The following is a 13,761-nucleotide window of genomic DNA, read 5'->3' on the forward strand; positions in this document are numbered from 1 at the left end:
TAATGAAACGTAGCCAAAATGTAATTCTGCCAGAGATGCGTAAAAACTGGCGTAAATTTAGCCTAGCGCCGATTTCAGTTGCCGTAACCACCGCGATGATTTCTGGTTGCAGTGATGATTCAGTACAAACCAATATCTACGGTACTATCGATGAATGTATTAGCGATCACCCTAGCTATACTGCGGAGTGTCAAACCGCTTATCAAGAAGCGTTAATAGAAGCTGATCGCACCGCACCTAAGTTTAAGTCAATGAATGACTGCGCGAGTGAGTTTGGTTTCAGTGGTTGTGTTGCTGCGCCGCAGAACAATTGGTTTATGCCTGCAATGGCTGGCTTTATGTTCAGCCGTCTGATAGATGACAGACGTCATTATTCACAGCCAATGTTCACTTCTACCTACCGAAATAGCGTGTTTTACGGTGATTGGATTTCTTCTGATGGACGTAACTACGGCAAAACGTATAAGCGTGGCAAAATCTCGGTCAGTCGGGAGGATTTAAAACCGAAAGCAACGGCGAAAAGAACCATTTCTCGCGGCGGTTTCGGTTCAACAGTCTCTGCTAAATCAAGTTGGAGCAGTTCTAAGAGCTCTAGTAAGAGTTGGGGCGGATAATGCTTCGACTGAGCTCGACCCCCCGCAAAAATTGGAAGCACTTAGCCGCGGAATACGGCTTTGGCTTCCATAGCATGTATGAAGAACCTTATTGGGATGAAACTGCTTATTATCAGTTTACGCTTAAACAGATCGAGCAAGACCTTGAACAGCCGACTCAAGAGATCCATGAAATGTGTCTTGAGGTGGTCGACATGGTGGTTAAAGATGAGTTCTGGTTAAAGCGCTTTCAAATCCCTGAAGCCATGTGGCAAGAAGTCCAAAATTCATGGATGCGTAAAGAACCTTCTCTCTATTCACGTATTGATTTAGCTTATGACGGTAATGGTCCTGCTAAGTTCTATGAGAACAATGCAGATACCCCGACTTCTCTGTTTGAAACTGGATTCTGGCAATGGTTTTGGCTAGAAGACCAAGTGAAGTCTGGGAAATTAAGACGCGACTCAGACCAGTTTAACTTGCTGCAAGAGCTAATGATGGCGCGATTCCAAGAGCTATCTAGGTTGCAACCGGGACAAACATTACATTTTTCGTGTTGTAAAGACACTGAAGAAGATCGCGGGACCGTGCAGTACATGCAAGATTGCGCCATTGAAGCCGGGCTCGACACTAAGTTTGTTCATATTGAAGATATAGGGTTAACTCAAGACGGTGAATTTACTGATTCAGAAGACAACCTTATTCGTTGGATGTTTAAGTTGTACCCTTGGGAATTTATGTTTCAAGAAGAGTACGCTAAGCACCTGCATACAGCGAAAGTGAACTGGCTAGAACCGATGTGGAAATCGATCTTGTCGAATAAAGCGTTGCTTCCTCTGTTATGGCAGAAATTCCCTAACCACCCTAACTTACTGGCTTCTTATTTTTCTGATGATCCTAAGCTACAAAGCCTAAAAAATGCAGAGCTAAAAGACCATGTGATTAAGCCGCTTTTTTCTCGTGAAGGTGCCAATATACAGGTAGTACGGGATAATAAATTGGTGTTAGATACTGAAGGACCGTATGGGGAGGAGGGGCATATCATTCAAGCTTTCCACCCTTTACCAAAGTTTGGTGATAACTACACATTGGTGGGCAGTTGGTTGATCAATGATGAACCCGCTGGCATTTCAATTCGAGAAGACCGTTCGTTAGTGACACAAGATATGTCGCGTTACTTGCCTCATATTATTCTTGATTAACAAATTAGGTAAGCACTCTCTTCTTTAGTGCTTACCTTTTTTTTTCACATTAATTCTCTTCTCGCTCTTCAATGGGTTTACTAAACAAATAGCCTTTTCCTAAGTCACATCCGTAATCGAAAGCATTACCTGGCTTTATGCTAAAGAATGGTGCGTAACCGAGTGGGTACAAGATATTGAAATGGAATCGTTTTTTTAGTGGTTACGGTCAGTAACAAGTACTAGAAGTGATTCTTGGTCTGTCGCAATGAAGTGATCGGTAACTATGTAAGCCACGTAGCGAAAACTCCAGTAGATAAAGTATTTGAACAGTTTGCATGGAGCAAATAAGTTTTTTTGGGGCGATTGCCCTATCAAAGAAACAGCTTCGGTTAGATAGATAAGTACACGAAACTCCCTGACGCATTAAATGTGGGCAGGGAGTTTTTTGTAAGGGCTAGCATTTACTAAAGCCTAATCATGATGTGCACAGCTCGATTAAAAAAGTATTTATAAAGCCATTGTGTTTTATTGAATGGTACTCTGTATTTATATAGAATGCAGTTCCAATTTGTTCGGTGGTTGATTTATGAAAAAGTTATTTGAAGTTACTTTACTCTCTGCTCTCATTGCTGGTTGCGGAGGTTCTTCAGGAGGCTCAGGTTCGCCTGTGGATTCATCGTGGACGTTAGTTGAGACGACCATCGTAGATGGCAAAACATTGAAGAAATATGAGCCATCTAATCCTGACAGCATTGGAGAGCATGACTTTGATTCGATGGCAGCGTTAGATGTAACCTCAGCTCACTTTCTAAATACGCTTGAATCTTCTGGCTACGTGGCATCTCAAATTGTTGCTGGAGAGTACGATCATAATGATAACCACGAGGTGAATATTGAATATGGAGAGGACGAAAACATATATTCTTATGAAGCGGAAGTCGTCGACCATGGTCAACCGTACACGAATAACTTGGTTCTCAACTTTAATGCTTTTGGTACTTCGATAGACACATTACTTTTCACTAGAATGACAATGGGTGGTGCGTCTACAACGGTAGTTTGTGAGCCATCGATAGAGAGCCCGTCACTCTTAAATTGCCTTAAAAATGGTAGTGATTATGTTTATGATGCAACTTCAATTATCAATATGCACACTAATTCATCAAAAACTATGATGACAACCGATTGGGCTACTTTGTTTGCTGTAGATTCTGACGTGGTTGGTATCTTGCCAATTGTACCCGTAGAAGAGTTTCCAATCGTCGAAGCGCCAATTGAAGAATTCCCTATTGTTGAGGCACCTATTGAAGAGTTTCCAATCGTTGAAGCGCCGATAGAGGAATTCCCTATTGTTGAGGCACCTATTGAAGAGTTTCCAATCGTCGAAGCACCGATAGAGGAATTCCCCATTGTAGAGGCGCCAATTGAAGATTTGCCAGTATTCTGTAATTGGAAATTAAGTGAACCGACGAATATATATCAGTATATTTCGGAATATTATTGTAGTGAAGAATTATACCTTTCCAGTGATGATTTGAAACATCAGCCGTTTGTGCCGAAGTCTTTCTCTAGGATGCTAGTGAGTTGGGAAGTGATCTCTGGTGAGCACTCAAAGAAATCGATTGAATTTCAGCGTCATATTAGTTCAGCCTATGATGCCGATGAATCACTGACATTTACATATGATTACAGCCCAAACCCGCAGCACTTCACCAATGAGTTAAAGCTGTCACGTGTCGACTCTTACGGTGAGAATAAAATCGAGGTAAGTGTCATTTTTCACCATGAGCCAAACTCATTTTCATTACGTGTATCAACATTTGATGGTTTATCTTGTAACTTTTATGGAGCGAGTGAAGCCGAGAATGATACATATTCTTGTGGCAGTAATGGAATGGTTTTACGACCTGAAAAGCTGGACTATCTAGTTGGAAAGCTAAGAAGTAGAGATCAATTATTTCTTCGCTCTGACTTCACTAATTTAGCGGTGGAGAGTTGGATGGAAAGTTTAACTGTTAATTAAGGCTATCTAGCTCATTGATTGAAAAAACATATATGAACTGACCCCAATAGTTGGAGACCAATTATTGGGGTCTTTTTATGTCCAAATATAGCCGCGAGCCAAAATGTATCCCTACTTTAATGAACTGAATCTAATAAACTCTCACTTTTAGAAATATTTCTTGATCTCAAGTTAACTTGAAGTTTTATGATGCCGACATTGGTATGGTTCACGAAAGAACTAATCACTTATCGAAAATTTCTGGAGGGATACAATGAATAACCGTGACTTTGATAGCTATCTAACAAAAGTAGGGCTTACTTCCAAACCAGCTTTAACCGAAGAAGGGCTGAAGGCTTTACACAACGCTCAACACCGAAGAATCCCATTCGAGAATTTCGATATTGCCTTAGGGAAAAATATTTCACTGAGTGATGAAGACCTCATCAACAAACTGATTTATAAAGAGCGCGGTGGTTATTGTTTTGAACTAAATGGTCTTCTTTTGAAAACTTTGAAAGCGACCGGCTTTGACACGAGAGCATTATTGGGAAGAGTACATTTAGCTGGTGAGCCTACCGGAAGAAGCCACCAAGTCAGTGTCGTTAACCTAGATGGGCAGTTATGGATTGTTGATGCGGGCTTTGGTTCTCACACACCTCGTTCTCCTTTGCCTTTAGTCACAGACAAAGAGCTTTCTACTGATATTCAAACGTTTCGTTTTATAGAAACTGAGCAATTTGGCTACATGCTTCAAGTGAAATTACCTGACGACAATGAAGGCTTTATTTGGCAAAACTTGTACAGTCTTGATATGACCAACGTGTATGACGCGGATAAATCATATGGTAATTTTTATGTGTCAAATCACCCTAAATCTTTGTTTGTGACTTCTCGTATTGCTGCATTTCCAATTGAGAATGGCATTATGACTATTTTTAATAACACGATGAAAAAGGTAGTGAATGGCATCACGGAAGAAACGGTGTTAGAAGAAAATGAGTCTTATCTAGAAACACTTCGAACTCAATTTGGTATTAAACTGGAAGCTTCATTTTCAGATCTAAAGCCGTTAGCAACTGACTAAATACCTGGTGTCGAATTGTTTAGTGTTTAAGTCTCTCACCTGACTAACAAAAAGCGGTATGTCGTAATCGGACATACCTGTTGTCGCATAAGCCAATCGTCACAATCTTGTTGAAGACGTAACATCCTCACAGATCATTCTTTCCTATTGTGTTTAGGATTCTTCTCTGAGGTTTTATGTTACGTTTTCTTTTTTGCAGCTTTGCGTTAGTGCTGCTTTATCCAACCGCAATTGACTTATATCTGGTAGGTTTACCGCAAATAGCGGCTGATTTACACGCCTCAGAAGCTCAGCTCCATATCGCCTTTTCCATTTATCTCGCCGGTATGGCTGCTACTATGCTGTTTGCTGGAAAATTAGCAGATACGATTGGCAGAAAGCCAGTTGCCATCGCTGGTGCAGTCATCTTTTCTATCGCTTCTTTCACAGGGGGGAGTGCTGAGAATGCTGAGTTTTTCTTGATCGCTCGATTTGTACAAGGCATTGGGGCGGGCTCCTGCTATGTTGTGGCTTTTGCGATCCTTCGGGATGTTTTAGACGATAAAAAGCGCGCGAAAGTCTTGTCGATGCTGAATGGTATCACTTGTATTGTTCCTGTACTTGCGCCTGTTCTTGGGCATTTGATCATGACGCAATACCCATGGCAGAGCTTGTTTGTCACTATGACTGGAATGGGCGTAGTGGTGACGGCGCTATCTCTGTTTGTTTTAAAAGAGACCTTTTCAAAAAAGATTCCTTCAACAAATACTTCTTTGGTTAAGGGGATGCCGCCACAAAACAGTTCGAAAGATAGCGCGAATGATGATCAGACAGTTGATGATGCTTGGAAAGTGGAATCGTTTAAGACCACTTTCTTTGTTAGCCGCGTGGTCATGACATCTTTGGCAGTAACTGCAATTTTAACCTACGTGAATGTATCTCCCATGCTATTGATGAGCGAATTAGGTTTAGACCGAGCTGGCTATTCTGCGGTGATGGCAGGCACGGCGTTCGTCAGTATGTTGGTGTCTTTTTCTGCACCATTTGCATTGTCTATTTTTAAGCAACGAACGCTGATGGCGGCGGCTCAATTATTACTGGTGACGGCTGCAAGCCTTGTCAGTTTATCCTTTAGTTATCAAATTGATAATGCTGTCACCTTCATCGGTTTTGGGCTCGTATCTGCTGGTTTTTCTTTAGGTTTTGGCGTCACAATGAGTCAAGCATTGAGTCCTTATTCGAAACGAGCCGGTGTTGCGAGTTCTATTTTGGGCGTCGCACAAGTATGCACTTCTGCATTTTATATCTGGTTTATGGGTGTGATCGGAGTGAGCGCATTGGGAATGCTGGCGTTTATTCTTGCTGGTGGTGGCGTTATTGGCTTGGCTTTAATATTATGGGTACGTCCATCTTGCACTCAAAATGACTATGAAGAAATCACTCGCGCGTCTTGATTTGAATTTACTGTTCACTTTGCAATTGCTACTGCAAGAGCAAAGTGTTTCTAAAACGGCTAAGAAGCTGAATGTTACACCTTCCACTGTCAGTAAATCACTCACCAAATTGCGAGATTGGTTTGAAGACCCGTTATTTGTCAAAACACCTCAAGGGTTAGCTCCGACTCCTTTGGCAATGAGCATGGCGCATGATCTACAAGATTGGTTGCAAATCGGCAGCCAAATTTTGACAAAAAGAGGGGATGAAACGCCCAGCGACATTACCTTGAGCTTGGAGGTCGAATCGCCCCTGTTTTTGATCATGTTGAATGATCTACTGAAAGAAACCTATCAAAGGTACCCCAATGCCAAAGTTAAAACGCGTAGTTGGGATTATGACTCGATTGATGCTTTAGTGCGTGGTGAATCAGATATCGGCTTTTCAGGAAGAGAAACACACCCAAGGTCGAAAGAATCGCTGAGTGCTTTGCCTTACTTTATTGACTTTGAAGTGCTATTTCATGATATGCCAGTTGTCTATCTGCGAAAAGATCACCCCGCTTTACAGCAAGAATGGAATATGGACACGTTCTTAAGCTACCCACATATCAACATCGTGTGGGAGAAAAGTGAAACGTGGGCGTTAGATGAAGTTTTGATTGATCTTGAGCTGAAGAGAAACATTGCATTGACGATGGCGAGCTTTGAGCAGTCACTGTTTATGGCAGCGCAACCTCATCATCATATGATGACCACTGCACCTCAGTATTGTTCGAAATACACTGAGCAATTGCACCCAAATTTAGTGTGTCTGCCCATTCCACTTAATGATGAATACAAAGATAAATTACTCATTCCTTTCACTATGTTATGGCACAAAAGAAACGCTTATAATCCGGTGATTATTTGGCTAAGAGAGACGATTAAATCTTTATATCAATTTTAGCTTTAGCGGTTAACTTCAATGTGAACACTCATTAAGTTTAGGCATTATTCAGATGTAAAAATGGCGGTTATTTAATGTTCTTAATTAAAAAGAACGCTAAATAACCGCCATTTTTTATTGCTGCTCGATTTTTACAATTCTAATGAAGGCTCACTAGAATTGTAAAATAAGACGATTAAGCACTTTTGTCCATTAAGCAAGCATAAGCCGTTGTGAACGGAGCTTCTTGGTATTGCTTAAGACCTGTTTCTTTAAACTTCATCATTAATGGATGACGCTTAAGGTTTTCTTTAATTTGAGTTGGAGCAACTACCACGACATCAAGGTCGTTAATCAGTTGAATCGCCGCTTCAAGTTTGAAACCAAAACCACCGCCAGCAAATTTGCCTTTAGTTTGACGTTGGCGAATAACAACCTTGTCTACTTGGTAATCTTCCATAAGTTTTGCAAAAGAAAATTGAAAGTCTTTCATTTTCTGTGTGTCGTTTGCATCACCAATAGAAACCTTCGAAACTCGGCAGTCTGGAATGTTAAATACACCGTCAGAAAGCGAAAGGAGACAGATGATTGCATCATTGCCTTTAATTTCAACACCACAAATTTTCATGCTTTTACCTACTTATTTTTGAGCCGTACATTATGAGGCTATTTAAGTGAGTTCACCAGTTTTACTGCATTAGCTTAACTGATATTGACTATAATTAAATCAATTGATTGAAAATTGCACACCTATTGAAATGTTGAGAGAAAAGTACCCCGAAAGGTTTTTACTGCTAGGCTTATACTGCAGTCTAAATTTGAGAGTTACTTCTCAAACACCTAGCTATAAATACGCCTTGTACGGTATATTATTGCAACTTATTTCTTATCCCTCACTTATATGGTTGTAGAGCCTTTATGAATATCAACAATATTTCCATTAAGAGTAAAATCGCGATTCCTCTGATCGTTATTGTTGTTCTGTTTTTTATGGTAACAGTGCTTAACGTTGTTAAGTCGAATGAACAGGCCGCAATAAACCATGAACTGAATAATGTAGTGCAGCCAGTCCTTGAAAATATCGAAGATGGTTACCGAGATATTTACCAAGTGATTGCAGCGGCCCAAGGCTTACTGCTTGCTGACGATGACGCTGCTATTGCGTACCAGCAACACGAATTTAAAGATAACGCCTACAAAATCGTGCCAAGGTTTGAAAGTGTCCAACAACTTTATGATGCAGGTGTGCTTAACTCTTCTTCACGAGGTGAATTAACACGGCTTGTAAAATCAATGCGTAACTGGGTGTCACTACACGAACCTATGTTTAATAACCCGCAGAATGCACACGCATATAACGAATCGCAATCTCATGCCATTGATAAAGAATTCACTACAATTCGTGAGCAGCTAATTTCAATTCGAGGACTGATTGAAACGAAACAAATTGCTTTGCGTAAACAAGCGGATGATTCGATACAGTCGAGTAAATTGACTCTAGAGATTGGTATTGGCGTAGCATTCTTTGCAGCAGTGTTTGCGATGTGGTCTTCAAATCGTTTCATCATTAAACCGATCCAGAATGTTGAAAAAGCGATGAATGAGATTGCTTCAGGAGACGGTGACTTATCACAGAGAATGACAGTGGAAGGGACAGATGAAATTGGTCGTTTAAGTGGGGCTTTTAATGAGTTCGTCAGCAAGATTCACATCACGGTTGAACAAGTTATTTTTGCTTCCAATGCGGTGCGTGCTGAGATGGAAAACATCAAATCATTAACCCAAAGTGTGGCGGAGTTCTCTGCAAATCAACAGCAAGAAAGTGAAGTAGTAGCGGCTGCTGTTCATGAGATGCAGGTCACCAGTGAAACGGTAAGCAACAATGCAAATGATGCAGCTACTGCCAGTAATAGTGCCAATAGCGAAGTAGAATCCGCCAACAATACTCTTGGGTCTACAGTGACTTCAATTGAGCAACTTGCAACAGATATAGATCACGCAAGCAGTGTTGTGCATGAATTGGATAGTGATGTTAAAAATATCGCTTCCATTTTGGGCGTTATTAAAGGTATCGCTGAACAAACCAACTTATTGGCGTTGAACGCTGCGATTGAAGCTGCACGAGCTGGAGAGCAAGGGCGTGGCTTTGCTGTAGTAGCGGATGAAGTTCGTGCTTTGGCAAGTAAAACGCAAGAGAGTACTGGTGAAATCGAGTCAATGATCGAACGTTTAGAAGCGGGGGCCAAACAAGCGGTCGGTGTGATGAATGAGAGCAAGCAGAGCAGTGAAAAAACCATCGAGCAAGCGGAAACTGCGGCGTCTTCTTTGAGTGAAATTCGAAGCTCTATCGGTCTTATGAATGAGATGAACACACAAATTGCGACTGCCGCTTCTCAGCAATCTAATGTATCTGAAGATGTGAACCAAAATGTCCAAAGAATTGCGGAAAGTACAATGCATATGGTTGAAATGGCCAGCAGTGCAGAAAACGCATGTATGGCATTAGCTGAGCAATGTGAGTCACTTGATTCATTAGTGTCTCAATTTGAAGTGTAACTATTTTGGTATGTGTTTTTTTGGTATGCAGTTATTAGGTTTGGTTAGCTTACATTAGATTAGAACCTTCCAACTAAAAGCTTAATGTTAACTTATCGTTTTAAGCTTGCTAATTAAAAAGCTTAGATTTTGAAGTTTAGAAGCCAGCATTATGCGAATTTCTAGATTTTGAAACTAAGCTTTTTTGGTTTTGGTTTTGGTTTTGGTTTTGGTTTTGGTTTTGGTTTTTAGATTTGGGTTAGCTAACGGTTTCTCTCTGCTACATGCTTACTGACAAGGCTCGCGAATTTTTCTATACCGATTCGCCAGTCTTTTGTGTCTTCAAAATTTGCCACACTCATTCGAACGCAATTTTTATACTGCTCTTTTGTGCCGAATACGGTTCCCGGTAGAATGATGATTTTTTGCTCTTGGCATTCCCGATAAAGAAGAGAGCTGTCGACTTCAAAAGGCAAAGTTAACCAAACGAGGTACGAGCCTTGAGGGCGAGTTAAATTAAAACGGTTTTCTAAGTTTGAAAACTGGTTCAATGATTGCACCAAATAATGGGCAAAACGCTTTTGATTGTGCTGATACACGCGGCGCATTTTGGTTAAATGGCTACGATACTTCCCTGTCGTTAAAAACTCGCCTACGGCTGACTGCATTAAATTTAAGCTTCCCATACTTTCACAGATCAAATGTTTCTCGATCTGTTTTTGATAGCGCTCTGAAATGATCCAACCAATTCTTAGCCTTGAGTCTAGAGTTTTAGATAGGGAGCTGACATAAATGACTCTACCTGTTTTATCCAGTGCTTTTAAAGCGGGAAGCCCGCTGTCTGCGCTTAACCCGCCAAACACATCATCTTCAATAATAGGGATATCTTCACTGTAACTGAGCAATTTTTTCCTATGCTCTAGAGGCATTCTTGCGCCTGAAGGGTTCGTGAAGTTAGGTGTGACAATAATGGCTTTCACCGGCCACTTTTGTATCGATTTTTTAAGTTCTTCTACATCAACTCCATAATGGTCATTACTGGGTATTTCTAATACTTGTAAGCCTAACGATTCAAGTAATAATAAGCTGCCGAAATAACATGGGGATTCAATCGCTACTATGTCTCCGGGCTGAGTAAGTGCTCGCAATGCAAGGCTGATACCCTGCTGTGCTCCATGAGTAATCGCCAAGTCACTTTTAGCGGCATTAATTCCCATACTTTGACTGATCCGCAGTAGCTGTTGAATCAGCAGATCGTTGCCTGGAGGCAGTTGGTAATGGCTTGGTATTTGGCTCTGCATTCGGCTATGCCTGCCGACTTCAGCGTATAAGCTTTTAATGGCATTCGAATTAGTATTTGGGTGGGCAGATCCGGTTGGCAAAATCGGCTTCCCTTCAGGGTAGCTGAGTACCGACTTAGAGAGAGACAGTAAATCAACTTTACTAGGTTCTACAGGAATGGATTGTTGCTGAGTTAAATTTGGTTTCACCCGATACCCAGATTTGGCAACCGAATAAATGATCCCTATCGCTTCGAGCTCTTGGTAGGCTCGAATAACGGTATTTTTACTTACGTTGAGCTGCTGGCTTAAAATCCTGATCGATGGGAGCTTATCTTCAGGCATGAAAACCCCTTTCTCGATAGAAAGTAATAAATGATTTTCAACTTGATGGTACTTACTCTTCGAATTCATGCCTTTCCTATTTTTTCGTATCTACTCATTCCCTAACATGCCATTGCCATTGCCATTGCCATTGCCATTGCCATCGCCGTATCTAAAACCAAAGCTAAAACGCTTGTTGCACTGCAGAAGTTATTTGCAACGTATCGTGTGAATTACTTTACCGCGCCTCTCTATTTAAGTCTCAAATCTGTACCCAAAAAATTGATTAAATCTGTATCTTTTAAGTTTCTTGTACCCAATTAAAGTAGCTGCATATTCCATCAACGACCTGAGGCCTGATTATGTTGTTAAAATTGATTCCATTTGTATTTGTTTGGCTTTGGGCGTCAGGATTTATTGGAGCAAGGTTAGGTTTGGAATACGCAGAACCGGCGACTTTGCTATCGATTCGTATGGTAGGAAATGTCTTGCTTTTTGGTGCACTAGTCTGGCTATTGAAGCGAAACATACCTAAAGGAAAAGCCTTCATTCATGCGTTTATCGTTGGCGTGCTTATCCATGGTTTTTATCTTGGCGGGAGCTATCTAGCGATTGGTTCTGGTATGCCGGCTGGGCTCAGTTCTTTGCTAGTTGGTTTACAGCCAATCATCACGGCTCTTGTGATGGTGGGTTTTTCACAACAGAAGTTCAGGCTTTCTCAATGGCTAGGATTAGGGTTTGGATTCTTAGGCATATGCTTGGTTTTGATTGGCGATATTGAGTGGCAAAACGACGAGCATCGCTTATTCGCTTTTGGTACCTGTATGCTTGCATTATTTGGTATTACATTTGGTACGCTTTACCAGAAACGATTTTGCCAAGGGACGGATATTGTGGGTTCCGCAATGATTCAATACCTAGCGGCAGGGATGTTGTTTGCACCAGTATCGATGCAATTCGAAACGGGGAAAGTAGACTGGAGTATTGAGTTTTTATTAACACTGTTATGGTTAGTGGTGGTGTTGTCTTGTTTTGCTGTATTGCTGCTTTTGTATATGGTGGAGCACGGGGCTGCATCTTCTGTTGCATCTGTTTTTTATCTTGTGCCACCTGTTACAGCAATTCAAGCCTGGTTAATGTTTGGTGAGTCTTTTGATGCGCTTGGCGGGTTAGGCTTTGCTCTTGCAGCGTTGGCTGTGTACTTAGTCACTAGAAAGCCAAAAATATTGATTAGACATCAAGACCAAGCTTCTGATCTGTCTCTTGTTAAGTAATCGTAGCGCTCTTAGCTAAGTAATCGGCATAACTGTGGGGAAGAATGAAAAACGGCGAGCGTGACTCCTTTTTATAACTCAAATACACTGTATGACAGGTTCTTAAAATCATATAGGCAGTATAGATGGCAAATTGGGAAGGGGTCAGTGAATTTGTTGCAGTGGCAGAACGTGAAAGCTTTACTGGCGCCGCGCAAAAGCTTGCAACATCGGTTGCTCAAATAAGCCGACGTGTCGCCAACCTTGAAGAACGTTTGGCTGTTAAGCTTTTAAACCGAACCACAAGAAAAGTATCCCTGACAGAAGCGGGGCAACTGTACTTTCAGCAATGTAAGCAGTTAGTGGAAGGTCTAGAAATTGCTGAGCTTGCTGTTACCCAAATGCAATCGACGCCGAAAGGTTTATTGAAAGTGACTGCGCCTGTGACTTATGGCGAACGAGAACTTGCCCCCATTTTACACCGATTTTTAAAGCTGTATCCGCAGGTGGAATTGGAATTGATGTTGACCAATCAAAAGCTGGATCTGATTGACTCTGGCGTTGATGTCGCAATTCGTTTAGGCCGCTTGGAAGATTCCAGCTTGATTGCTAAGAAGCTCTCTCAAAGGCAGCTGTTCATTTGTGCTAGTCCTGAATATATTGAGCGATATGGCGAGCCTCATACTTTGTCTGAGCTTGCTAACCATCAGTGTTTGCTGGGAAGCTTCGAGCATTGGCGCTTTAAAGAAAATAAGCAATCCCGAAGCGTTCGAGTGAATGGTCGTATTAAGTGTAATAGCGGATTAGCCTTGTTAGATGCAGCCAAACAGAGCGTCGGTTTAGTTCAACTCCCGGATTATTACGTGAGTGAAGAGCTGGAATCTGGTCAATTGGTTGAGGTTCTTTCTGACTTTCGAGACGACAAAGAAGGGATCTGGGCGCTTTATCCTCACAATAGAAACTTATCTCCTAAAGTTCGCCTGCTGGTGGACTATCTCTCTGAGCAGTTATCAATTAAGTAATTCACTATTAAGTCACTATCAACCAACAAGTAACTATCAGCCAACCAATGAATTACCCCAAACAACAGATTGAATCTTCAAATCTAAAGTTGACCCTCGCTTATAAATTCCACTAAACAGGCTTACTGGACTTGGCGAGTG

11 protein-coding genes and 1 pseudogene are annotated in these 13,761 nt (G+C 41.4%); 10 read left to right on the forward strand and 2 right to left on the reverse strand.

Annotated elements, in window-relative coordinates:
- Positions 1-2: 2 nt before the first annotated feature.
- The 7 genes and pseudogenes from L4C37_RS15785 to yidZ all read left to right on the forward strand — a co-directional run bounded on the left by L4C37_RS15785 (position 3) and on the right by yidZ (position 7,227).
- The gene (locus L4C37_RS15785; RefSeq protein ID WP_137371652.1) at positions 3-614 is read left to right on the forward strand and encodes a DUF1190 domain-containing protein; all 612 of its coding nucleotides are present in this window, start codon (positions 3-5) and stop codon (positions 612-614) included.
- A complete protein-coding gene (locus tag L4C37_RS15790; protein WP_137371651.1) occupies positions 614-1,795 on the forward strand; it encodes a glutathionylspermidine synthase family protein in 1,182 nt (393 codons plus the stop codon). Before L4C37_RS15785 ends, L4C37_RS15790 begins: the two co-directional genes overlap by 1 nt.
- Positions 1,796-1,986: 191 nt before the next feature.
- Positions 1,987-2,125: pseudogene (locus L4C37_RS15795) on the forward strand (carboxymuconolactone decarboxylase family protein); the annotation flags it as partial.
- Positions 2,126-2,363: 238 nt separating this feature from the next.
- Positions 2,364-3,800 (forward strand): hypothetical protein, encoded by a 1,437-nt coding sequence (locus L4C37_RS15800; protein ID WP_429769135.1) that lies wholly within the window; start codon positions 2,364-2,366, stop codon positions 3,798-3,800.
- A gap of 253 nt (positions 3,801-4,053) precedes the next feature.
- Positions 4,054-4,866 (forward strand): arylamine N-acetyltransferase family protein, encoded by an 813-nt coding sequence (locus tag L4C37_RS15805; protein ID WP_429769136.1) that lies wholly within the window; start codon positions 4,054-4,056, stop codon positions 4,864-4,866.
- Positions 4,867-5,042: 176 nt separating this feature from the next.
- Positions 5,043-6,299 (forward strand): MFS transporter, encoded by a 1,257-nt coding sequence (locus tag L4C37_RS15810; protein WP_429769137.1) that lies wholly within the window; start codon positions 5,043-5,045, stop codon positions 6,297-6,299.
- Positions 6,274-7,227 carry an HTH-type transcriptional regulator YidZ gene (gene yidZ, locus L4C37_RS15815; RefSeq protein ID WP_137372244.1) on the forward strand — a complete coding sequence of 318 codons (954 nt, stop codon included), beginning with the start codon at positions 6,274-6,276 and terminating at the stop codon, positions 7,225-7,227. The genes L4C37_RS15810 and yidZ overlap by 26 nt, the downstream gene beginning before the upstream one ends.
- Before the next feature lie 175 nt (positions 7,228-7,402).
- Here the strand turns inward: yidZ and L4C37_RS15820 are convergent, their stop codons facing one another.
- Positions 7,403-7,834 (reverse strand): DUF3010 family protein, encoded by a 432-nt coding sequence (locus L4C37_RS15820; RefSeq protein ID WP_137371648.1) that lies wholly within the window; start codon positions 7,832-7,834, stop codon positions 7,403-7,405.
- A 290-nt stretch (positions 7,835-8,124) separates the two neighbouring features.
- Between L4C37_RS15820 and L4C37_RS15825 the strand changes: the two genes are divergently transcribed.
- A complete protein-coding gene (locus L4C37_RS15825) occupies positions 8,125-9,762 on the forward strand; it encodes a methyl-accepting chemotaxis protein (RefSeq protein ID WP_372267257.1) in 1,638 nt (545 codons plus the stop codon).
- A 242-nt stretch (positions 9,763-10,004) separates the two neighbouring features.
- On the opposite strand, the gene L4C37_RS15830 is transcribed toward L4C37_RS15825, so the two are convergent.
- Positions 10,005-11,435 (reverse strand): aminotransferase-like domain-containing protein, encoded by a 1,431-nt coding sequence (locus tag L4C37_RS15830; RefSeq protein WP_429769138.1) that lies wholly within the window; start codon positions 11,433-11,435, stop codon positions 10,005-10,007.
- 272 nt (positions 11,436-11,707) lie between these two features.
- On the opposite strand from L4C37_RS15830, the gene L4C37_RS15835 reads away from it, so the two are divergent.
- A complete protein-coding gene (locus tag L4C37_RS15835) occupies positions 11,708-12,619 on the forward strand; it encodes a DMT family transporter (RefSeq protein WP_429769139.1) in 912 nt (303 codons plus the stop codon).
- A 125-nt stretch (positions 12,620-12,744) separates the two neighbouring features.
- Positions 12,745-13,620 (forward strand): LysR family transcriptional regulator, encoded by an 876-nt coding sequence (locus L4C37_RS15840; protein ID WP_137371644.1) that lies wholly within the window; start codon positions 12,745-12,747, stop codon positions 13,618-13,620.
- The last annotated feature ends 141 nt before the right edge of the window (positions 13,621-13,761 follow it).

It is taken from the genome of Vibrio kagoshimensis (genome assembly GCF_050337535.1).
Taxonomy (GTDB): Bacteria; Pseudomonadota; Gammaproteobacteria; order Enterobacterales; family Vibrionaceae; genus Vibrio; species Vibrio gallaecicus.